The 20,534-nt window shown below is 43.5% G+C and carries 20 protein-coding genes; 3 read left to right on the plus strand and 17 right to left on the minus strand.

Annotated elements, in window-relative coordinates:
- Positions 1-2: 2 nt before the first annotated feature.
- Genes FSC11_RS12075 through FSC11_RS12085 form a run of 3 tightly spaced genes read right to left on the minus strand, consistent with a single transcriptional unit; the run spans position 3 to position 2,579 of the window.
- On the minus strand, positions 3-767 hold the full coding sequence (locus tag FSC11_RS12075) for a glycosyltransferase family 25 protein (RefSeq protein ID WP_005220996.1): 765 nt from the start codon (positions 765-767) through the stop codon (positions 3-5).
- Between the two features lie 9 nt (positions 768-776).
- Complete coding sequence (locus FSC11_RS12080; protein ID WP_163167128.1) at positions 777-1,751, minus strand: stealth family protein; 975 nt, start codon at positions 1,749-1,751, stop codon at positions 777-779.
- A gap of 54 nt (positions 1,752-1,805) precedes the next feature.
- Complete coding sequence (locus FSC11_RS12085; protein WP_071320474.1) at positions 1,806-2,579, minus strand: glycosyltransferase; 774 nt, start codon at positions 2,577-2,579, stop codon at positions 1,806-1,808.
- Between the two features lie 183 nt (positions 2,580-2,762).
- Here FSC11_RS12085 and FSC11_RS12090 point away from each other — a divergent pair, with 183 nt between their 5' ends.
- On the plus strand, positions 2,763-3,932 hold the full coding sequence (locus tag FSC11_RS12090) for a nucleotide sugar dehydrogenase (RefSeq protein ID WP_163167130.1): 1,170 nt from the start codon (positions 2,763-2,765) through the stop codon (positions 3,930-3,932).
- Positions 3,929-4,951 (plus strand): NAD-dependent epimerase, encoded by a 1,023-nt coding sequence (locus tag FSC11_RS12095; protein WP_004813072.1) that lies wholly within the window; start codon positions 3,929-3,931, stop codon positions 4,949-4,951. The genes FSC11_RS12090 and FSC11_RS12095 overlap by 4 nt, the downstream gene beginning before the upstream one ends.
- A gap of 58 nt (positions 4,952-5,009) precedes the next feature.
- Here FSC11_RS12095 and FSC11_RS12100 read toward each other — a convergent pair whose 3' ends face one another.
- The 12 genes from FSC11_RS12100 to mazG all read right to left on the minus strand — a co-directional run bounded on the left by FSC11_RS12100 (position 5,010) and on the right by mazG (position 17,427).
- Positions 5,010-5,936, minus strand: coding sequence for a branched-chain amino acid transaminase (locus tag FSC11_RS12100; protein WP_004813074.1), 927 nt, complete (start codon positions 5,934-5,936; stop codon positions 5,010-5,012).
- Between the two features lie 24 nt (positions 5,937-5,960).
- Positions 5,961-8,711, minus strand: a complete 2,751-nt coding sequence (gene glnE / locus FSC11_RS12105) for a bifunctional [glutamate--ammonia ligase]-adenylyl-L-tyrosine phosphorylase/[glutamate--ammonia-ligase] adenylyltransferase (protein WP_163167132.1) — start codon at positions 8,709-8,711, stop codon at positions 5,961-5,963.
- 78 nt (positions 8,712-8,789) lie between these two features.
- Positions 8,790-10,067 (minus strand): sensor histidine kinase, encoded by a 1,278-nt coding sequence (locus FSC11_RS12110; protein WP_163167134.1) that lies wholly within the window; start codon positions 10,065-10,067, stop codon positions 8,790-8,792.
- A gap of 694 nt (positions 10,068-10,761) precedes the next feature.
- Positions 10,762-11,295 (minus strand): ribosome biogenesis factor YjgA, encoded by a 534-nt coding sequence (gene yjgA, locus FSC11_RS12115; RefSeq protein WP_048881444.1) that lies wholly within the window; start codon positions 11,293-11,295, stop codon positions 10,762-10,764.
- 2 nt (positions 11,296-11,297) lie between these two features.
- On the minus strand, positions 11,298-11,567 hold the full coding sequence (locus FSC11_RS12120; RefSeq protein WP_008303424.1) for an HPr family phosphocarrier protein: 270 nt from the start codon (positions 11,565-11,567) through the stop codon (positions 11,298-11,300).
- Entirely contained in the window at positions 11,564-12,415 is an 852-nt protein-coding gene (gene rapZ / locus FSC11_RS12125; RefSeq protein WP_008303422.1) for an RNase adapter RapZ, read from the minus strand. The genes FSC11_RS12120 and rapZ overlap by 4 nt, the downstream gene beginning before the upstream one ends.
- A gap of 14 nt (positions 12,416-12,429) precedes the next feature.
- The gene (panC, locus tag FSC11_RS12130) at positions 12,430-13,281 is read right to left on the minus strand and encodes a pantoate--beta-alanine ligase (protein WP_076753077.1); all 852 of its coding nucleotides are present in this window, start codon (positions 13,279-13,281) and stop codon (positions 12,430-12,432) included.
- Between the two features lies 1 nt (position 13,282).
- Positions 13,283-14,092, minus strand: a complete 810-nt coding sequence (gene panB / locus FSC11_RS12135) for a 3-methyl-2-oxobutanoate hydroxymethyltransferase (RefSeq protein ID WP_163167136.1) — start codon at positions 14,090-14,092, stop codon at positions 13,283-13,285.
- A gap of 52 nt (positions 14,093-14,144) precedes the next feature.
- A complete protein-coding gene (folK, locus tag FSC11_RS12140; RefSeq protein ID WP_004889973.1) occupies positions 14,145-14,630 on the minus strand; it encodes a 2-amino-4-hydroxy-6-hydroxymethyldihydropteridine diphosphokinase in 486 nt (161 codons plus the stop codon).
- A complete protein-coding gene (gene pcnB, locus FSC11_RS12145) occupies positions 14,627-16,093 on the minus strand; it encodes a polynucleotide adenylyltransferase PcnB (RefSeq protein ID WP_103800617.1) in 1,467 nt (488 codons plus the stop codon). The genes folK and pcnB overlap by 4 nt, the downstream gene beginning before the upstream one ends.
- A 136-nt stretch (positions 16,094-16,229) precedes the next feature.
- A complete protein-coding gene (locus FSC11_RS12150; RefSeq protein ID WP_163167138.1) occupies positions 16,230-16,655 on the minus strand; it encodes a ComEA family DNA-binding protein in 426 nt (141 codons plus the stop codon).
- A complete protein-coding gene (gene mazG / locus FSC11_RS12155) occupies positions 16,612-17,427 on the minus strand; it encodes a nucleoside triphosphate pyrophosphohydrolase (RefSeq protein ID WP_163167140.1) in 816 nt (271 codons plus the stop codon). Before mazG ends, FSC11_RS12150 begins: the two co-directional genes overlap by 44 nt.
- Before the next feature lie 90 nt (positions 17,428-17,517).
- Between mazG and FSC11_RS12160 the strand changes: the two genes are divergently transcribed.
- The gene (locus tag FSC11_RS12160) at positions 17,518-18,291 is read left to right on the plus strand and encodes an SDR family oxidoreductase (protein ID WP_163167142.1); all 774 of its coding nucleotides are present in this window, start codon (positions 17,518-17,520) and stop codon (positions 18,289-18,291) included.
- Positions 18,292-18,308: 17 nt separating this feature from the next.
- Here the strand turns inward: FSC11_RS12160 and FSC11_RS12165 are convergent, their stop codons facing one another.
- Together FSC11_RS12165 and der are read right to left on the minus strand one after the other, a co-directional pair.
- The gene (locus tag FSC11_RS12165; RefSeq protein WP_163167144.1) at positions 18,309-18,956 is read right to left on the minus strand and encodes a 4'-phosphopantetheinyl transferase family protein; all 648 of its coding nucleotides are present in this window, start codon (positions 18,954-18,956) and stop codon (positions 18,309-18,311) included.
- Between the two features lie 107 nt (positions 18,957-19,063).
- Entirely contained in the window at positions 19,064-20,476 is a 1,413-nt protein-coding gene (gene der, locus FSC11_RS12170; protein ID WP_004889995.1) for a ribosome biogenesis GTPase Der, read from the minus strand.
- Between the last annotated feature and the right edge of the window lie 58 nt (positions 20,477-20,534).

Below are 20,534 nucleotides of genomic sequence, written 5' to 3' on the forward strand. Positions count from 1 at the left end.
ACTTACTTTGAAGCCATCAAGTGTTTAAGTGCGTAATAGCGGTCACGCCACATGCGCTTCTGCTTCTTCAAACCATGGGACACCCCACGATTTTCTTTTTGTTTACGTGATACCCCTTGGGAAGCGACTGTTCCTAAAATATCACTGTCTAAGCCTGCAGGTCGAACCAAGGCTGGCCACACACCTAATCCCTTTCCATTTTTACTCAGCCAGGTCTGGAAGAAAATATCGACAGGCATATTTATGTTGTTACCTGCTTCTAAAAATGCTTGAGCACCTTGGCGTGACCAGATCAAACCTAATCCGCGAATTGGAAAATAAAAAGCATGCCACATGCTCATATCTTCAATCTGGGTAATATCTTTCGCCAGCTTTTTCTTTTTGGCTGCAATATTGATTAAGTACCAATCTAATTCTTTATGCTGATCCAGATATTCCAACACACCATCCAGCTTTGTTTTAAAGTCTGGATTAATTTTCATATCATCTTCAAGCACAACCAGATAATCTGCATCAGTATTCAGAAACTTCTCTGCGCAACCATAATGACTCAGATAACACCCCAATTCCGAGTTCATCAGGCTACGCCCAAGTATCTGTTGCGCACCTTGATCATCATAGTTGGTAAATTCAGTTAAAGCCTTGCCGCGGCCATCGACTGCGGAGAAACGCTCAAAAGGCCAGTGCACTGCATCTAGTTGCTGAGTCGCCCGTTCAAGCCGTTCATGACTACCATCCAGATTAATCAGATAAGTAATTACTTTCATCATGAACCTCTAAGCTAAAATTGAATTTGGCAAATAACCAGCCAGTTTTTGCTGCATGGCATTACTGATCTGCTTTGCATCTGCTGGCTTTAATTGATCCAGACTCTGGATACAACCATATTTTATTGCAGAATTATCTAAAGCTGAAACGAAACTGTCGAGGCTATCTTCATTTTTCAGATAAGCCAGTTCAATATCCGGCTTCAGCTCAGCTTGCTGCTTTTGAATCTTGATATGATTCATCAGTGAAATGGGATTAAGCTGCTCTACACTGCGGAACTTGTATTTAATCTGGGTTTCCAGCAACTGCGGATGTGCCAATAAATAATCTTTCAAAGCATGACGATCAACAATATGTGGATAATGATGGATCTCAAAGAACTTTTTGAAACCCAGGAAATCAGCTCCTAACATTTGTGCAATCATGTGCTTCGGCTGAATCGGCTTGCCAAATTGACGCTGCAAAAATTGGCGATATTTTAACTTTGTCTTCAGCGCAAAACTGCTTTGCCAGTGGCCATAGATCACCAAATGATTACCGTTTAGAAAATCTTCTGGCTGTGCAGTTGAATTAAAGAAAAAGTCATCATTCAAATAAATAAAGTAGTCTGATAATCCTTCAATGTTCCAGAGCATACTTTCAATGGATCGGGTATTAAAAGTGGGCAAATGCTGCTCATAACCTCTAAAAATTTCCCGATGATCCACTACACGAATTTTATCGGCAGTACACAGGCCTTGTGCAGCAAATTCATCGATAAATTCTGGGCGCTGGTTATCGGTCACTACAAAAATATTGCGGCAAAAAGGTACATATTTCAGGATTGAAGCAATGTTGTAGTAGATTTCATTATTACTGGCGAAGCGGGTATCACTGACTGCATCGGATGCATCTTCACCAGTCAGATATTTATGCCGTTTCTTTTTTAATTCCAGATCATTGCCATCCACCCAGGCAATTACAATATCAATTTGCTGCTGCATTTACTTCATCACTTTAAAATAGGTACCGGATTGCTTAATTACTACACTTAATAATTATTGCCACGCATCCTTGATCCATTGCGATGGCAGAACATAACGGTACCATTTACCACCACCGCCGTTAATTGCGTCAGGTGGATTGATTTCACCATGGAAAATAATAATTTTGACGCCTTCCGGCTTCACAGGCGGCTTGAAATAAGCCATTGGAATTTTTTGCAGACAGTGATATTTATAGCTCTTGCACCAGGAATCCGGCCAGTAACTCAGTTTCTTTTCCTGATCGACATACCAGGATAAATAAGCCTGCTCATTACGAAACTTCTGACGGATTTCATCAAAATGTTCACGGAAATATGGCATTAAACCAGGAAAAGCTCCCAGCTTGAAACGATAAACCGAGCTATTTCCGGTAATACGCCATGGACGTTTCCAGTCATGAATAATCAGGAAATCACCCGGATGGGTAAAGAAACTGTCAATATTATCGACAATCACAACATCTAAATCGAGAAAAAGTGCATTTCCTTTTAAACCATATAAATCAGGTTCAAAGGTCGATAACTTATTCCAGCCACGTTCAGGACTACCTGCTGGCAAGGCCAATGGCGGAATAGGAAAACATTCAACAGCAGGATCAATGCCCTCGGTACGGTCTGTCAGACACACCATTTTAAAGTCAACCGTAGTATGACGCTTGACCATGTTGTATAAACGATTGACGTACTCTGCCCCATATTTGGTGCCCCACTTCATGCATAGCACAATATTCTGTTCAGACTGTGTATGAGCCTGACCTGACAGTGAGTCGTTTACGTTTTCCTGCATGTATTCATCTTCCACCAGCATTCTGCGCCATATCATACCATCTCTAAAGCAAAGTTACTCCCCCGCTTTTCAACACCTTCATAATACTCAAAATACTTTATGGTATGATATGAAACCGCCTTGAGAACACCACTATTGGCTTGGGCTCTGGCTCCCCTATTAAAAATACATAATCAGGTTGATATGAAAATAGCAGTTGCAGGCACCGGTTACGTCGGCCTTTCCAATGCCATGATCTTCTCACAACATCATGAAGTCGTGGCATTAGATATTATTGACAATAAAGTTGAAATGTTAAATCAGAAGATTTCTCCGATTCAGGATCCTGACATTTCAACTTTTTTAAGTGAAAAGCCACTAAACTTCCGTGCAACAACTGACAAATATGAAGCTTATCAGAATGCTGATTTTGTCATTATTGCGACACCGACGGATTATGATACCAAAACCAATTATTTTAATACCCAAAGCGTCGAAAGCGTTATTCGTGATGTGACCGAGATCAACCCTCAAGCGGTCATGATTATTAAATCTACGGTTCCTGTAGGCTTCACCAAAACGGTTAAAGAAAAATTTAATACAGAAAATATTATTTTCTCTCCAGAATTCTTGCGTGAAGGTAAAGCTTTACATGACAACCTTTATCCATCACGTATTATTGTTGGAGAGAAGTCAGCGCGTGCTCAACAATTCGCAGATATGCTGATTGAAGGTGCAATAAAAAAAGACAGTCCTGTTTTGTTCACTGACTCAACCGAAGCAGAAGCAATCAAGTTATTTGCCAATACCTATCTGGCTATGCGCGTAGCTTTCTTCAATGAACTGGATACCTATGCACAAACGTTCGGTTTAGATACTCAGCAAATTATTGAAGGTGTCTGTCTGGACCAACGAATTGGCAATCACTATAATAACCCTTCCTTTGGTTATGGCGGTTACTGCCTGCCAAAAGATACCAAACAGCTATTGGCGAACTATAGTCAGGTACCTAGCAATCTGATTCAAGCTATTGTGGATTCTAACCGTACCCGTAAAGACTTTATTGCCGATTCTATTTTGGCAAGGAATCCGTCGGTGGTCGGGATTTATCGACTGGTTATGAAAAGTGGCTCAGATAATTTCCGTGCCTCTGCCATTCAAGGGGTAATGAAACGCCTTAAAGCCAAGGGGGTTGAAGTCATTGTTTATGAACCGGCATTAAAAGAAAGCGAGTTCTTTAAATCTGAAGTGATTACTGATTTAGAAGCCTTTAAACAGCGGGCAGATGTGATTATCACCAATCGTCAATCCAAAGATTTGAGTGACGTTGAAGATAAAGTGTATACCCGTGATATTTTTGGAGGCGATGAATGAAAATTCTGGTAACAGGTGCAGCAGGTTTTATTGGATTCCATGTTTCCAAAAAGCTTTTAGAACGTGGTGATGATGTGGTCGGTTTTGACAACATGAATGACTACTACGATCCAGCTTTAAAACAGGCACGTGTAGATCTGCTAACTCAAACAGCGGAACAGCAGTCGGGGCAGTTCGACTTTTATCATGCCAACCTTGCAGATAAAGCCGCAGTTGACAAGTGTTTTCAGGAACATCAATTTGATCGCGTGATTCATCTTGCTGCACAGGCAGGCGTACGTTATTCGCTTGAAAATCCGATGAGTTATGTGGAAAGCAATATTGTCGGTTTTACCAATATCATTGAAGCCTGTCGCTATGCCAAAACACCACATCTGACTTATGCCAGTACCAGTAGCGTGTATGGTGCCAACACTACCATGCCTTTTAGTGAAAAGCATGGTGTCGACCATCCGATCCAGTTCTATGCAGCAACAAAGCGTGCCAATGAATTGATGGCACATAGCTATAGCCACCTCTTCAAACTGCCAACCACAGGCTTGCGCTTCTTTACTGTCTATGGTCCTTGGGGGCGTCCGGATATGGCTCTCTTTAAGTTCACCAAGAACATTATTGAAGGCAAATCTATTCCGGTTTTTAACCACGGCAACCATACCCGTGATTTCACCTTTGTTGCAGATATTGCTGAAGGCGTGATCCGTTCCAGTGACCAGATTGCTGCACCAAATCCAGACTGGGATAGCAACAATCCTGATCCATCCACCAGCAATGCCCCGTTCCGGATCTTTAACATTGGCAATAATTCGCCAGTCAAACTGATTGAATATATCCATGCCATTGAAAAAGCAGTCGGCAAAGAAGCCATTCTGGACTTACTGCCACTACAACCCGGTGATGTACCAGATACTTTCGCGGATAGCTCAGCACTAGAACAAAGTGTAGGTTACAAACCTTCTGTTTCTGTTGAAGATGGCGTAAAACAGTTTGTTGACTGGTATCGGGATTTCTATCAGGTTTAATAGATTCTTCTAGCCATAAAAAAAGGACTCATTTGAGTCCTTTTTCTATCTGTTGAACTTATTTTACGTAAGTTAACCAGTGCGCATATTTAGGATCTTTACCCTGAACCGCATTGAAGAATGCAGTCTGGATTTGCTCAGTGATCGGACCACGTTTGCCTTCACCGATTTGACGGTCATCGTATTCACGGATAGGCGTTACTTCAGCAGCAGTACCGGTGAAGAATGCTTCATCAGCAATATAGAATTCATCACGGGTAATACGGCGTTCAACAACTTCATAACCAAGATCTTTAGCAATGGTAATAATCGTTTGACGGGTAATACCATCAAGCGCACCACCTGCGATATCAGGTGTATGAATCACGCCATCACGTACCAGGAATACGTTTTCGCCTGAACCTTGACACACATAACCTTGTGGGTCTAGAAGCATTGCCTCGTCATAACCAGAATGTGCTACTTCTTGATGTGCAAGGATAGACAGGGTGTAGTTACCTGATGCTTTGGCTTTACACATGGTCACGTTAGGGTGATGGTGGGTAAATGAAGAAGTTTTTACGCGAATACCCTTCGCCATTGCTTCATCACCCAGGTAAGCACCCCAGCTCCACGCAGCAACTACTGCATGAATGGTATTGTCAGTTGCGGCAATACCCAGTTTTTCAGAACCAATAAAGATAATTGGACGTAAATAGCAAGACGCTAATTTGTTTTCACGAACGACATCAATTTGAGCTTGTTCTAACGCTGCCTGATCAAATGGAACTTTCATTTGATAAATTTTTGCAGAATTAAGTAAACGTTTGGTGTGTTCTTTCAGACGGAAAATAGCCGTTCCATTCGGGGTTTCATAAGCACGGACACCTTCAAACACCCCCATGCTGTAGTGCAAGGTATGTGTTAATACGTGAGTTTTTGCCTCACGCCAATCTACCAGTTGTCCGTCTTGCCAAATGAAACCATCACGATCAGCCAAATTCATGCCACAAACTCCAATTTTTCACAATTATTCACTATCCAGTGCAAATACTGCACTTGGATCAATCAGTCTTTGCCATAACTTGCAAACGGTCTTTCGGGTATCGTGCCAGTCGCTTGCAGACACTTGCATGGATTGATTTGCAAGGGCTAAGCGGTGGCTCTCGGCGCGTTCACGGAGATAAGCTTGAATCAGAGCAGTCGCATCGTCGCTGGATAAGCAACCTGATTTTGCGGCATCCTCAAGGATTCGTACATTGTCGGAGTAATGGGCGAGATCTTTATTCGTCCCACTCCAAGCTAACACCGCATACTGTGCCATAAATTCGATATCAACGATACCACCTGCATCTTGTTTTAAATGAAAAATTCCATCTTTTTTTTGCTCTTTTGAAGAACCCAGATGATCTTTCATTTTCTGACGCATTTTTAATACTTCTTCACGCACATGACCGATATCCCGTTTTTGGGTCAAGATATCACAGCGCAATATCTCGAATTTTTTACGTAAACTCATTTCCCCTGCGATTGGACGGGCACGTACCAAGGCTTGATGTTCCCAGAGCCAGGCGCTCTTAAACTGATACTGTTCAAAAGCTTTCAGACTGGTAACCAATAAACCTGCTTCCCCTGAAGGACGTAAGCGGGTATCAACTTCATAAACCCGCCCATCCAAGGTTTGTGTAGTCATCAGTGACATCAGCTTTTGCGCCACACGCATGGCAAATTCAAAGCCACTAATTGGTTTCAGTCCGTCAGTATCTGCCTGTTCATTCATAAAATGAATAAATACCAAATCCAGGTCCGAACCATAACCGAGTTCAATCCCGCCCACCTTGCCATAGCCAATCACGGCAAAAGCAGTATGGTCGACTGAACAGCGTTGCCCTTCGGCATCAAGTGGGAAACCATGCTTTTTGGCCACAATTTGATAAGCCAAATGCAAGGCAGCATTTACAGACACTTCAGCAATATCAGTCAGAGCATCTGATACTTTCATCAAAGGACTTTCTGCCAATACATCACTGGCAGCAACAGCCAGCACATTGGATTTTTTAAACAGACGCAATACCCGCATCTGGTCTTCCACCTGATCAAGTTCAATACGCAGCAACTGCTGACGTAGAGAATCTTCAAGATCTTTACGCTTTGGCAGTTCAAAATCCATAGACAGGAATTCATCCAGTAACACTGGATAATGGGTTAATTCCTCACAAATCCATGGGCTGACAGTTGCCATCTTGACCAGACGTTGAAGTGCACCTTTGCTTTCAATCAGCATGACCAAATACACAGTACGGCGCATGACTGACTCAACCAATGGCATCAGACGCACTAAAGCCGTCTGCGGCTGATCAGATTGCAAAATTGCTTCGATCAGATAAGGCCAAAACGTTTTCAAACGCTGTAAGGCTTTAGCCGGCAATTTTTTTAAGGTATTACTGTTCCAGAACTCATGTACCAGATTTCTGGCATTTACATCTAATACTGCGTTTAACTGCTGTTCCAGTTGGCTAAAACTTGAGAGTTGAGTTTCTGGACCATTCTCTTTAATCAGATGTTCAAACTGGTAAATCACTTTGGCGCGCTTCTGATCCAACACATCCATAAAGGCTGTCCAGTCAGTAAAGCCCAAAGTATCAGCAATGCGCTGGCGAGGGTCATCTTCGGTTGGTAATGACTGAGTTTGCTGGTCATTCAGCGCCTGAATCGCATGTTCAACCCGGCGCAGGAATAAATAAGCATCCTCAAGATCTTCTACTGCTTGCTCATCCAGTAATTCAGCCGTAACCAAGTGCTTGAGACTGACCAGACATTGGCGATCCTGTAATTCTAGCTTGGCGCCACCATAAATCAGCTGATACACCTGAACAATGAATTCAACTTCACGAATCCCGCCAGCACCAAGCTTGATATCATCTTCAATATTGCGGCGCTGCACTTCACGCTGGATCATCGCTTTCATTTCACGCATAGCAGCGAAAGCACTGTAGTCCACATAGCGACGGAACACGAACGGACGTGTCATCTCCAGTAACTCATCACCCTCAGGCGTTGGATTGACAATCCGCGCCTTGATCCAGGCATAACGTTCCCATTCACGACCATGCTGGCTGAGATATTTTTCCAGCGCGATATGGCTAATTGCTAATGGTGAACCATCTCCCCAAGGACGCAGGCGCATATCGACACGGAAGACAAAACCATCTGAGGTAATATGATCTAACAGGTAGATCAGCTTTTGTCCCCATAGAATGCAAAACTGCTGCACATCAATACATTTTCGCCCATCGGTTTCCCCTTGCTCATCAAAGGCAAAAATCAGATCAATATCACTAGAAAGATTGAGTTCTTGGGCACCGAGCTTACCCATAGCAATTACAATTAAGTCTTGCACCTTTCCATTGTAGCCAATCGGCTGGCCATACTTTGCAACCAAGGGAATACGGGCAAAATCTTTGGCGGCACAAATGGCGGCATCGGCAAAATCAGAAAGTTCACGAGTAAGAGTAATGACATTCGTAAGTTGATTGGCATCCTGCCAGATCCAGCGAAACATCAGGCGAGCACGCAGAGTACGTAACGTACTCATCCATTTGTCTTCATCACTAATATTGCTAAGAGTATCTGTGACAGATTGCTTGATTTGTTCAGTACTTAAAGCATGCTGAAAATGGTCAACTGCATAGTCCTGCTGCAGCAAGGCAGCGTGTCTGGACAATACCTGCTCGGCATATTGGCTTGCCCTTAAAGTTTTCTGCAATTGTACGTCGTTCATTTCCAGTCCTTGTCACCTGCAAGATTTTTTCTAGTTATAACAGGTGACTGGCAGCGCTGTGAATGCCTTGGACGGAAATTAATTTTTTTCTTTTAATGCACCTGCCGGTTCAGCAAGTGCCAGTGCCTGATGTTCATTGGTGGCTTTTGGCAACAATACACTAAAGGTCGTACCCTGACCTTCTTTAGAGTCCACATAAATTTGACCATGATTCAGATCGACAAATCGCTTACACAGTACCAGACCAAGACCCGCGCCTTTTTCATTATCTGTGCCTTTCACACTTACTGTCAGATTTGGCTTAAACAGATTTTGCATCTGTTCTTCAGTCATGCCCAGACCGGTATCCTGAACGCTGATTCTGACCAGCTCGTCTTCAGCTTCAGCAGTCAAAATGACCTGACCTTGCTGATCGATTGGGATAAATTTCAATGCATTGGAGACCAGATTTTGCAGCACTGAAGTAATCATGTTGATATCCGCATTGACTTTCACTCCTTCAGGAATGCGGTCAATCAGGTCGATTTTTTTATTCAATGCTAAGCTTTTGAGTACATCGCAAACAATTTTGCTGGACTGTTTTAGCTCAAAGTTGATCGGATGGTAAACGAAACGTCCCCCTTCAGCCATTGCCCAAGTCAGCAGGCTTTCCAGCAAGTTATAAGTTGACTTGGCATTTTCACAGAGATAATCGGCAATATTCTGAACACTTGAATCATCCAGTGTATGACGTTCTTCAGCCAATACTTCCGAGAATCCAAGTAAACCATGAAAGGGTGCACGCAGGTCATGAGCAATGATCTGGAAGAATTTCGTCTTACTAAAGTTCATGGCGCATTGCTGCTCGTACATTTCCTTCAGTTCATTATAGTCTTCATGCAAGCGAATCCGTCCGACCAGCCCATCGGCAAACTCCTGCACCAGACGAATATCTTCTTGATCAAAGCCCTTTTCTTCCTGATCAAAAAATACCACATGACCAATTGAATGGGTATCACTGGCTTTCAGATTAAAGGAGATCAGGCGCTTATGCTCTACGCCAAGACTACGAATATATTCTGACATTTCTGTATAGGCAGGATGCGTATGATCCAGACAGTCATCATTTTTAAGATAATTGAGCAGATTTAATTCTGGCGGGGTTTCAATCCCCCAAAATTCTGAAGCAGTGGAATACCAAATATAAGGTTCTTTATGAAAACCCAGTAAACATTTTTCAGTCTTGAGTAGCCGACGTGCGACTCGAGCAAATGTATTAATTAGGTTATTGGAAGTATTTACGCCCAAAATAAGAGACAGGCGGCATGAGCTTAGCTGTTCAGTATTTTGACCTATCTCCAGAAGGTTAAGCTTCATCTCTGCCTCTCATGGTTATGTTTATTTACTCGACCAATTTTATACAATCAATAACAAAGAATCTAAACAGTCTCAACAACATTTCCTAACATCTAGACTAATTGATTTCATTACATTTAACTACGTATACGTTCATTTTTTCTTTAAAAAATGTAAAACAAATTTGACATTAACCGTTATTTGTAAACCTATAAACAACCTTGATAATGCCACTAACATGTCTATTTTTTCACCACCACTTGTAACATGCACCTAAACTAAATACTAGTGCCAAGCCTATAGATAATTAATTTAATTTAAAATAATAGCGTTAAAATAAATTATTTGGATTAATATTGTTAAGAATTTCTTCACCAACCAATCTTTTACGAGTAAATATCCTATTTTTTGCTTCATAATGCTCAAATGATTAATCTTCTAAATAACTATGTAATTTAGTTAATTCTTTGATATGTCTAATTTTTGTTAATTAAGCAAAATAAAACTGGCATAAAGTGCCAATCTTTTTGTTAATGACTGAGATTTCCTTACAGTTAATTGTAAGCAGCCACTACAATTCTTATAAATTGTTTCTTTAAAAATTATGCTTGAGATCATAATTCCAGATCATGAATCTTATTATAATTTTCCGTCTGGTAAAATATGGATATAAAAAAAGCGACCTTCTAGGATCGCCTTCTCTATCGACACGAAATCAATTATCTGAAATCAATGCTACTTGCTGTACATAGTTGAACAGTTTCAGCTTTGATGCTGCAACCTCTTCTTCAGGTGCCTGATTTTTTAGATCACGATGTACACGCAAATAATGCTGACGTAAGGTATGACGTTCTGTTGCATTATAGGTTTTGGTAAATTCGTTAATCGCCGGATCACCATCTTTGACAATACGATCAACCCAACGCTGTAATTGTGCTGTCTTTTTCAAACCCTGTTTAGGGGTCAGGTAGGACAGAATCACGGTTTCATTTTCGTTACGTAGTAATTTGCCAATACGTGAGAATTGGCGACGACGTGCTTCATGTGAACTAATTTGCTGAACATCTAGCAAGGCTTCAATCAAACGCTCTTCAACAGGAAGGTTCTTGATTTGTTTCGCACTCAGTTCTGCCAGCTGTGCGCCTAAAGCAGCCATACGCTGGACTGCCTTTTTCTGTTCGGTTTTACTTGCGCGTCCCTCTAAAGATTCGAAATCTTCTTCAGTTAAACTGCTCGGTCGACGTGCCACGATTAATCTGCCTCATAAAATTTTGCCGCAAACAGTGCCTGAATTTCAGATAAAGCTTTTTCTTCATCTGCTCCTTCAAGTACCAAGCGTAATGTTGTGCCTTTGCCCGCTCCTAGCATGAGCAAGGACATGATATTTTTTGCATCGACGAGCTTGTCACCCTTTCCAATTTGAATATTGGAACGAAATTTGGTGGTGACTTCAATGAGCTTACCCGATGCCCGCGCATGTAAACCCAATTTGTTAATTACGTCAACCGTCGTATCAATCATGACCAGTGCTTCATTTCTCGGTGGAGGACTTGAACAGACCATTTTGCCTCAAGCGCTTTTTTTAGTCTATCCACAATATAAACAGAACGATGCTGACCACCGGTACAACCCACAGAAACTGTGATGTAGTGACGGTGCCCTTCAGCAAAAGCCGGTAGCCATTTTTCCAGAAAGTGGTAAATGTCCTGAAACATGTCTTCTACCTGCTCACTCTTTTCCAGGAAAGTCTGTACAGGCTGATCCAGTCCGGAAAATTTACGTAGTTCCAGATCCCAGTGCGGGTTAGGCAGATGACGCACATCAAAGACATAATCGGCATCCAATGGAATACCATGTTTATAACCAAAAGACTGTAAAATCAGAATCAGGTTATCTGTCTGACCGAGCTTATGCAGTAAGGTATGCTTCAGGTCATGCACACTTTTGTCAGAAGTATCGATATGTACCGTCGAGCGCAACTGGATCGGAAGCAAAAGTAATTTTTCTTCCTGAATGCATTCATTCAAGCTCTTGAAACGTGCAGCCAGCGGATGCGGACGGCGTGAAGCACTAAAACGTGCAATCAGCTCCTGATCCTGCGTAGTCAGATAAATAACATCGACTGTGCCATGCTGTTGCAGCTGTTCAAACACATGATCAAATTCTTGCAGATCCGCCCGGGTGCTACGAACATCCACTCCTAATGCCAACTGTTCCAGGTTATTTTCCTGATCCAGTTTCGCGACAATTTCAGGAAGCAGTGCCAGCGGCAGGTTATCGATACAGTAATAACCCAGGTCTTCCAGTACCTGCAAGGCAGATGACTTACCTGAACCAGATTGGCCTGTCACAATTAAGATGCGCTTCATGCACTGCTACCCTATTAATGACGTGCAGAATATTTTACCTGCAGATTGTCGATCAAACGTGTTTTACCTAATTTCGCCGCAATGAACAACACAAGATCCTGATTAAATTCATCAATCTTTTGCAATTCTGGCGTACGTGCCTCAATATAATCTACCACAAAACCAGCCTCAGTGAGGGTCTGGCGAATACCAGTTAACACAGTATCTAACACTACACCTTCATGTAGCTGCTGTTCCGCTGCTTTTAAGCTGCGGTAGATCACTGGTGCAGTCTGGCGTTCCTGCTCGGTCAGATAACCGTTCCGTGAACTCAGTGCCAAACCATCTTCAGCGCGCGCTATCGGCACCCCAATTACTTCCAGTGGAATATTCAGGTCTTGCACAAACTGGCGAATCACTGCCAGCTGCTGATAATCTTTTTCACCAAAGAAAGCATAATTTGGCTGAACCATGTTAAACAATTTTGTCACGACAACTGCTACGCCATCGAAATGCCCCGGACGCTGTAAACCACACAGGTCATTAGTGATATCCGAAACACTGATATTGGTCAGACGCGGCTTGTTGCCATACATCTGTTCTACACTTGGAGCAAAGACGATGTCACAGCCTACTTCAGCCAATAACTGCTGATCCTGTTCCAAGGTACGTGGATAATTATCAAAATCTTCGTTTGGCCCAAACTGAATCGGATTCACGAAGATGCTGACCACGACTACATCACATAACTTGCGGGCTTCACGTACCAGATTTAAGTGACCTTGATGCAGATTTCCCATGGTGGGTACGAAGCCAATAATTTTACGTGCTGAACGAGCCGGATTTAATGAGGCTGCCAAACCCTGGATTGTAGTTTCTGTTTTCATGTTATAACTCAACCTGGAATGTATGTTCAGGTGCAGGGAATGAGCTGTCTAGTACAGCAGCATGATAGGCCTTGAATGCATCCAGGATTGCATTGGCACCTGATTGTTCTTTCATAAAGTTACGTACAAATTTAGCCGTATGACCAAAGTTCAGGCCCAGCATGTCTTGCACTACAAGCACCTGACCATCCGTATCTACACCCGCACCAATACCAATCACTGGAATCTCCGGGAATAACTCAGCCACTTCTTTGCCAAGTTGTGCAGGCACACATTCAAGCAATAACAAGGCAGCACCAGCTTCAACCACAGCCTTACAGTCAGCAAGCAGCTGATCTGCCGCTGCACGGTTACGTGCCTGTAATTTATAACCACCAAATACATTCACTGATTGTGGTGTCAAACCTAGGTGTACACAAACTGGAATACCGTTACGCGTCATGACCTGTACGGTTTCAACCAGCCATGCTCCACCTTCCAGCTTAACCATCTGAGCACCCGCCTGCATCACGGTACGGGCACTTTGCAAAGCATCATTCAATGTTGCATAACTCATAAATGGCAGATCAGTCAGGATAAAGGCATGCTGATTCGCACGGCGCACTGCAGCAGTGTGATATGCCATATCGGCTACAGTCACTGGCAAAGTAGAATCATGCCCCTGAATGGTCATACCCAGGGAATCCCCGATCAGAATCGTATCTACTTCGGCAATTTCCATGGCTTTGGCCATGCTGGCATCGTAGCAGGTCAGGCAGGAGAATTTACGGCCGTCCGCCTTGAATCGTCTTAAGTCGCTCAGACTGATCATGAAGGTATTCCTCTCTTATTGAAGTTCTCGCGAACATACCAATAAATAAAAATTAAATATTTGCCCAATTCGTGCGATCAAGGACCGTCAAGGTCGATTGTTTTACGATGTCCAGGTCTTTTAATGATTGTCCATTCAGCTGTAATTCAGTATCAAGATCCAACAACGGCAATAATACAAAATCACGCTCCATTACACCGACATGCGGCACAGTCAAACGCTCATTCTGAATACGTTCATCACCGTAAATAAGCAGGTCCAGATCCAGGGTACGTTCACCCCAGTGGCGTAAACGTACCCGACCCGCTTCCTGTTCCAATGCCTGTAGACGATCCAGTAAATCGAGTGGTGCCAGATCGGTAATCAACTGCACCACAGCATTATGATAATTTGGCTGATCCTGTGGACCCATCGGTGGACTTTGATACAAATGGGATATTTTCACTGTTCCCAAGCTTGCCAGTTTCTGTACCGCCTCAGCCATAATCTGGCGCGAATCACCAAGATTACTGCCTAAGCCAATATAAGTAATGGTCATTGTGTCGGTCCAAAAACAACTTGGCTTAAATCACGCTGTACACGCTTACGTTTCATAATTGGATGATCCGGACCAATCTCACCGCTTGCACTCGCTGCTGCATGAGAAACTGGTTTCTCTGCTGCTGGCTTAGGTTTGCGGGTACGACGGTTACGTGGTTCCGGCTCATTGACTAATGGCTCAATCTCAGTGGTTTCCTGAACAGCAAGACGCTGTTCCAGATGCTCTTCCTGAGTCGCTTTACGACGGCTCTTGGCACGCTGACGGTTATACTGTGCAATGGCACGTTCTTTTTCATCACCGCCCATTTGCTGATAAGCATCCCACCAGCTCCCCATGCCCTGTGCCGTTTCATCACCTGATTTTTCGCGGAGTAACAGGAAGTCAAAGCCGGCACGAAAACGCGCATGACCAGACAGCGCTTCAATCTGCTGCGGTTTTGGATTCAACAGCCGGGTCTGCATTTCCCAGACTTCACGGATAAAGGTTTCCGCAAAACGTGGAATGATGGTACGGGTTGCTTGACGCTTCAGCACATCCAGGCCTGCTTGAGCACGTGCTTCAGCTGGAATAATGCCTTTACTCAAGTAGAAATCACAACGTTCCAGGAATGGCTTCCATAACAATACAGCATAGAAGAACGCGGGATTAATCGTCTTGCCAATCGAAATACGCTGATCGGTATTGGTCGCAGCACGTTCAATAAACGGTGTGATTTCAGGCTTGATCTCTGCAAACAGCTGACGCCAGATCCCGAAATCAATCAGCATTGGCAAGACGCGGTTGAGATGCCCCATGGTGAACAGCTTCTGTGACTCATCATAAAGACGATGCGGAGATACATCACGAAGCAGCTGGGTCATTTCTGGTGTAAAAATATCCAGAATCGCTTCATCAATATTGAAATTTAATTTTGCTGCAAAACGCAACGTACGCAGCATACGGACTGGATCTTCTTCAAAGCGGAGTGTTGGATCACCCAGCAGGCGCAGTGTTTTATGTTTAATATCATCTACTGCATTGCAGAAATCCAGCACAATACCTTTACGTGGCTGGTAATACATTGCATTAATCGAGAAATCACGGCGAGCAAAGTCCTGCTCGATAGTTCCCCAGTTATTGTCACGCAGAATCATGCCCTGCGCCGAAGTGACGGCCTTTTTCGGCGGTGCCCGGAAAGTCGCGACTTCTACCAGTTCGCGACCAGAATAGACATGAGCCAGCTCAAAACGACGCCCGATAATACGACAACGTCGCCCGAATACTTCTTTGACCTGAGCGGGAGTTGCGTTAGTGACAGCATCGAAATCCTTGGGATTCAAGCCCAGCATCAGATCTCGTACACCACCACCAACAATATAAGCTTCATAGCCGGCCTTATTTAAGGCATCAATCACATCGAGGATATAAGAAGGTAATTGAGCGGTTGATAAACCACATTTTGACGCGCGCAAAGTTTGCAAAAGACGCTGTCTCCTACGTCTGAACGTAAAATTCTAAGATGACGCTAATCATATCGCTTACACGGCTAAAGGGCAATTTGATTATGTCAATCCTGTATCCAGCAATGATAGAGGATTCACTTTAAATTTAGATGATTTACAGCGCCAGTCGAGCTTGATTTTTAGCAAATAGTGCAGGACCAATCCCCTTGACCAACTGAATATCTTCAACACGTTTAAACTTGCCATGCGTGTTGCGATATTCAATAATTGCTTCTGCTTTCTTCTGACCAATGCCATGCAGCTGCTGCAACTGCTCGACCGTAGCGGAGTTCAGCCGGATCCTGTCTGCACTGGAAACAGCTGCAAGCTCCGGCCTCGCCAGATAGTGATTGCTATGATTTTGGGATGGCCGATTCTGCTGTTGTTTCAGCCGTGCATCATATTGTTGCTGTTTGGCCTTCCAGTCAGCATAACTTTCATTTTGAGCAGCAGCTGCAAACGAACTGTACAGTACAGATAAAATTGTAAGGATGATACTAATCAGTTCTCTGCTGATTGACCGAATTTTTATTATTTTCATGCGTGACCCGTTGTTTTAATTCTTGTTTCGCCTGTTCCCACAACTGATCCAGTTCAGTCAGTGACAGGTCTTCTATATTCAGATTCTGTTGTACTGCCTGATGTTCCATCAAGGCAAATCGAGTACGGAATTTATGGATAGTACCTAATAGTGCCATCTCACTCGAAATTCCAAGTTTACGACCAACATTGACCAGAGAGAATAAGCAATCACCAAATTCTTCCAGAATTTCGTCGGATTTCTGTCCTACCATTGCCTCTTTAAATTCACCTAACTCTTCTTCAAGCTTACCGAATGCACCATCCACATCAGGAAAATCAAAACCAATTTTTGCCACATTTTTCTGGATTTCGTCTGCCTGTACGAGTGCCGGTGCATGTTTCACATCATCCAGACGGGAACGGGGCTTACCCTGTTTTTCTTGTGCCTTAATCTTTTTCCACAATACAGCCACATCTTCAGGGCTGAGTTTGGAAAACTGTTCAGCCTGAAATACATGCGGATGACGGCGGATTAATTTATCGCTAATCGCCTGCACTACATCCTGGAAATTAAAAGCACCTTGCTCACTGTACATCTGCGACTGAAAAACCACTTGTAATAACAGGTCACCAAGCTCATCACGTACATCTTCAGTCTTACCGGAACGAACAGCCGCTTCAACTTCATACGCCTCTTCAATCGCATAACGCGTTAATGATTCAGGCGTCTGCTGTTGATCCCACGGACATTTTTCACGTAATTTTCGCATGATGCTCAGTAATTGTTCCACCTTTAAACCTCTTTATTTTATCGGACAAGAAAATATCTTTTGCTCAATGTTTGCTATGCTCTAAAAACAATCAACATGGAGGTGAGCTCAATGCACAGTATCTTTATTAGCGGGGCAGCACAAGGAATCGGTGCTGCTGTTGCCAGCCTATTTTGCCGCGAGGATTACAAGGTCGGTATTTATGATCTGAATATTAGCCTTGCCGAACAACTGGCTGAACAGTTAGGCCCGAATGCGCATGCAGGTTATCTGGATGTCGCCAGTTATGCATCCTGGCAAACCGCCTTAGAAGATTTTGAAGCTTGGGCAGGCAAGATCAATATTCTGGTGAATAATGCCGGCATTCTCTATTCAGGAAATTTTGAAAAGACCCCTATTGAAGCACACCACCGTACGGTCGATATTAATATCAAGGGTGTGATCAATGGCTGTCATGCAGCCTTTCCCTTTCTGGAGCGTGCTGCTTTTGCCCGGGTCATTAACCTTTCCTCTGCTTCAGCGATCTATGGTCAGGCTGATCTTGCTTCTTATGCCACCAGTAAATTTGCCGTACGAGGCCTGACAGAAAGCCTGGATATTGAATGGCACAAGCATGGCATCCGGGTCATGGATGTGATGCCACTTTTTGTGCGCACTGCAATGGTTCAGGATATGCAGGCAGAAAGCATCAAGAAAATGGGCGTACATTTGAGTGCAGAAGATGTCGCTCAAGATATTTTAAAACTGGTACAGCGCAAGGACAATTTACTGGTTCCTACCCATCAGCCAGTCGGCTTTAAAAGCCAGTTCTTATACCATTTGTCACGTTTCAGTCCGCAGTTTGTGAACCGCATGAGTAATTTGCTAATTGCCCGAAAACCCTGATTCTTATATCCCCCTGTTTATGCTACCGGATACTGGTAAATCTGAATCTGTGGAAAACTGAAGCCACGACAGGACTGCTCAGCCTGCCATGCCACGCTGAGCACACAATCACCAAATACATAGTTTTGAAATCCAAAGACCCCAAGCTGCGCATGCTGACACAGGCCACCCTGCTGCTGTGGATGTACTTTAGTATTGAGCTCACTTAAGTTCATACGAATACCCATACCATGTGCTTTTAATACTGCTTCTTTGGTGGTCCAGACCTTAAACCAGTATTCAGGATCACAGTCCAGCTGTTGCCAGCTCGCGTATTCTTCAGGGTGAAAGGCATGCCGTGCCAATGCATCAAAACGAACTTTACGGCTTAATTCTTCAACATCCACCCCAATTTCTTTGACTGTTTGGCTCATGGCAAGTGCATAAAAATTTTGGCTATGGCTATGGTTAAAGGCAATATTTGAGTGGTCTTTGAGATAGGGTTTGCCATGCTCTGCACGTGCAAGATCATGATCGCAAATTGAGAAATTCAAAGCACTGGATAAATACTGATTTCGCAATTGAACGATGTGTTGTTTACGTTGCTGGAGATACGCTTGACGCGTTAGTCCATCAGATGTGGCTTGAATCGGCAGTTTATGTAAATCAATTCGAATCTGACGCATTAAATGGTCCTTTATTGCTCAAGTGAATTATAAAACAGTTCAGACCTCTCTGGTAAAAACACAAAAAAGCCTGCTATTGCAGGCTTTTTACTTTATTCAAATACAGATTAACCGCGTTTGAATTTCTTCTCAGCTTTCTTGAATTTCTGAACATAACGACGCTTACGTGCTGCAGTACGTTCATCAATTTGCGACTTGCGACCTTCGAATGGGTTTTCAGACGTCTTGAATTCAATTCTTACTGGTGTACCTTCAAGTTTATAAACTTTGCGGAACACATTTTCCAGGTAACGACGGTAATCCGCAGGAGTTTTATCGACCTTGTTACCATGAATAACAATAGTCGGTGGGTTCTGACCGCCAATGTGTGCATAACGCATTTTGATACGACGGCCTTGAACAGTTGGCGGCTGGTGAGCTTCAGTCGCATCTTGCAGAATCTGGGTGATTTTTGCAGGAGAGACTTTCAGGTGTGAAGAATCATAGGCACGGTGGATCGAAGGATAAAGCTCACCGACACCGGTACCATGTAATGCAGAGATCAAGTGAATCTTCGCCCATGGAATGAAGTCAAAACGACGTTCCACATCCAGCTTACACTGTTTACGATCATATTCAGACATATTGTCCCATTTATTGATCGCAATCACCATGGCACGACCTGCTTCAATCGCATAACCGATCAAGTGCAAGTCCTGCTCTACAATCCCTTCACGTGCATCAACAACTACGACAACCACGTGCGCATCTTTCATCGCCTGCAAAGTTTTCACGATTGAGAATTTCTCAATCATCTCATCAACTTTACCTTTACGACGTACACCTGCGGTATCGATCAAAGTGTATTTACGGCCATCACGTTCAAATGGAATGTAAATCGAGTCGCGTGTTGTACCGGGCTGGTCAAATGCAACCACACGCTCTTCACCCAGTAAACGGTTGACCAAGGTTGATTTACCAACGTTCGGACGACCAATAATCGCGAGACGCAAACCGGTATTTTTATCGTGTTCAGCTTCAGACTCATCTTCAGGCACATCTGCAAGTACTTCTTCAAGCATCTGCTGTACACCACGACCATGACTCGCCGCCACTTGCATCGGCTCGCCCATGCCAAGTTTATAGAACTCAACTAAAGCAGCTTCTGCGTGTACTCCATCTACCTTGTTCGCAACGAGGAAGACTTTTTTACCCAAAGTACGCAGCTCACGGGCAATCTGTTCATCAGATGCCAACAATCCGGCACGTGCATCGACCACAAAGATGATCATATCTGCTTCATGGATTGCAGTTTTAGACTGCTCTGCCATGTAAGAGTCGATCCCACCTTCGTTCTCACCGATACCGCCAGTATCAACGACAATGAAGGATTTATTTTGATAGACAGCATCGCCATATTTACGGTCGCGTGTCAGACCTGCAAAGTCTGCCACCAATGCGTCACGGCTCTTGGTTATCTGGTTGAACAGCGTTGATTTTCCGACGTTCGGACGACCAATGAGCGCAATTACGGGTTTCATAGATTAACCTTTATTCAATATCAGGCTGTCTAAAAATGGCCTGAACATCAGAAAGTTC

The sequence above is a fragment of the Acinetobacter schindleri genome, from assembly GCF_010918895.1.
Lineage (GTDB): Bacteria > Pseudomonadota > Gammaproteobacteria > Pseudomonadales > Moraxellaceae > Acinetobacter > Acinetobacter schindleri.

Coding starts and splice junctions, on each gene's coding strand:
- FSC11_RS12075 (WP_005220996.1), bottom strand. CDS start 767: ATGAAAGTAATTACTTATCTGATTAATCTGGATGGTAGTCATGAACGG.
- FSC11_RS12080 (WP_163167128.1), bottom strand. CDS start 1,751: ATGCAGCAGCAAATTGATATTGTAATTGCCTGGGTGGATGGCAATGAT.
- FSC11_RS12085 (WP_071320474.1), bottom strand. CDS start 2,579: ATGCAGGAAAACGTAAACGACTCACTGTCAGGTCAGGCTCATACACAG.
- FSC11_RS12090 (WP_163167130.1), top strand. CDS start 2,763: ATGAAAATAGCAGTTGCAGGCACCGGTTACGTCGGCCTTTCCAATGCC.
- FSC11_RS12095 (WP_004813072.1), top strand. CDS start 3,929: ATGAAAATTCTGGTAACAGGTGCAGCAGGTTTTATTGGATTCCATGTT.
- FSC11_RS12100 (WP_004813074.1), bottom strand. CDS start 5,936: ATGAATTTGGCTGATCGTGATGGTTTCATTTGGCAAGACGGACAACTG.
- glnE (WP_163167132.1), bottom strand. CDS start 8,711: ATGAACGACGTACAATTGCAGAAAACTTTAAGGGCAAGCCAATATGCC.
- FSC11_RS12110 (WP_163167134.1), bottom strand. CDS start 10,067: ATGAAGCTTAACCTTCTGGAGATAGGTCAAAATACTGAACAGCTAAGC.
- FSC11_RS12120 (WP_008303424.1), bottom strand. CDS start 11,567: ATGATTGATACGACGGTTGACGTAATTAACAAATTGGGTTTACATGCG.
- rapZ (WP_008303422.1), bottom strand. CDS start 12,415: ATGAAGCGCATCTTAATTGTGACAGGCCAATCTGGTTCAGGTAAGTCA.
- panC (WP_076753077.1), bottom strand. CDS start 13,281: ATGAAAACAGAAACTACAATCCAGGGTTTGGCAGCCTCATTAAATCCG.
- panB (WP_163167136.1), bottom strand. CDS start 14,092: ATGATCAGTCTGAGCGACTTAAGACGATTCAAGGCGGACGGCCGTAAA.
- folK (WP_004889973.1), bottom strand. CDS start 14,630: ATGACCATTACTTATATTGGCTTAGGCAGTAATCTTGGTGATTCGCGC.
- FSC11_RS12150 (WP_163167138.1), bottom strand. CDS start 16,655: ATGAAAATAATAAAAATTCGGTCAATCAGCAGAGAACTGATTAGTATC.
- FSC11_RS12160 (WP_163167142.1), top strand. CDS start 17,518: ATGCACAGTATCTTTATTAGCGGGGCAGCACAAGGAATCGGTGCTGCT.
- FSC11_RS12165 (WP_163167144.1), bottom strand. CDS start 18,956: ATGCGTCAGATTCGAATTGATTTACATAAACTGCCGATTCAAGCCACA.
- der (WP_004889995.1), bottom strand. CDS start 20,476: ATGAAACCCGTAATTGCGCTCATTGGTCGTCCGAACGTCGGAAAATCA.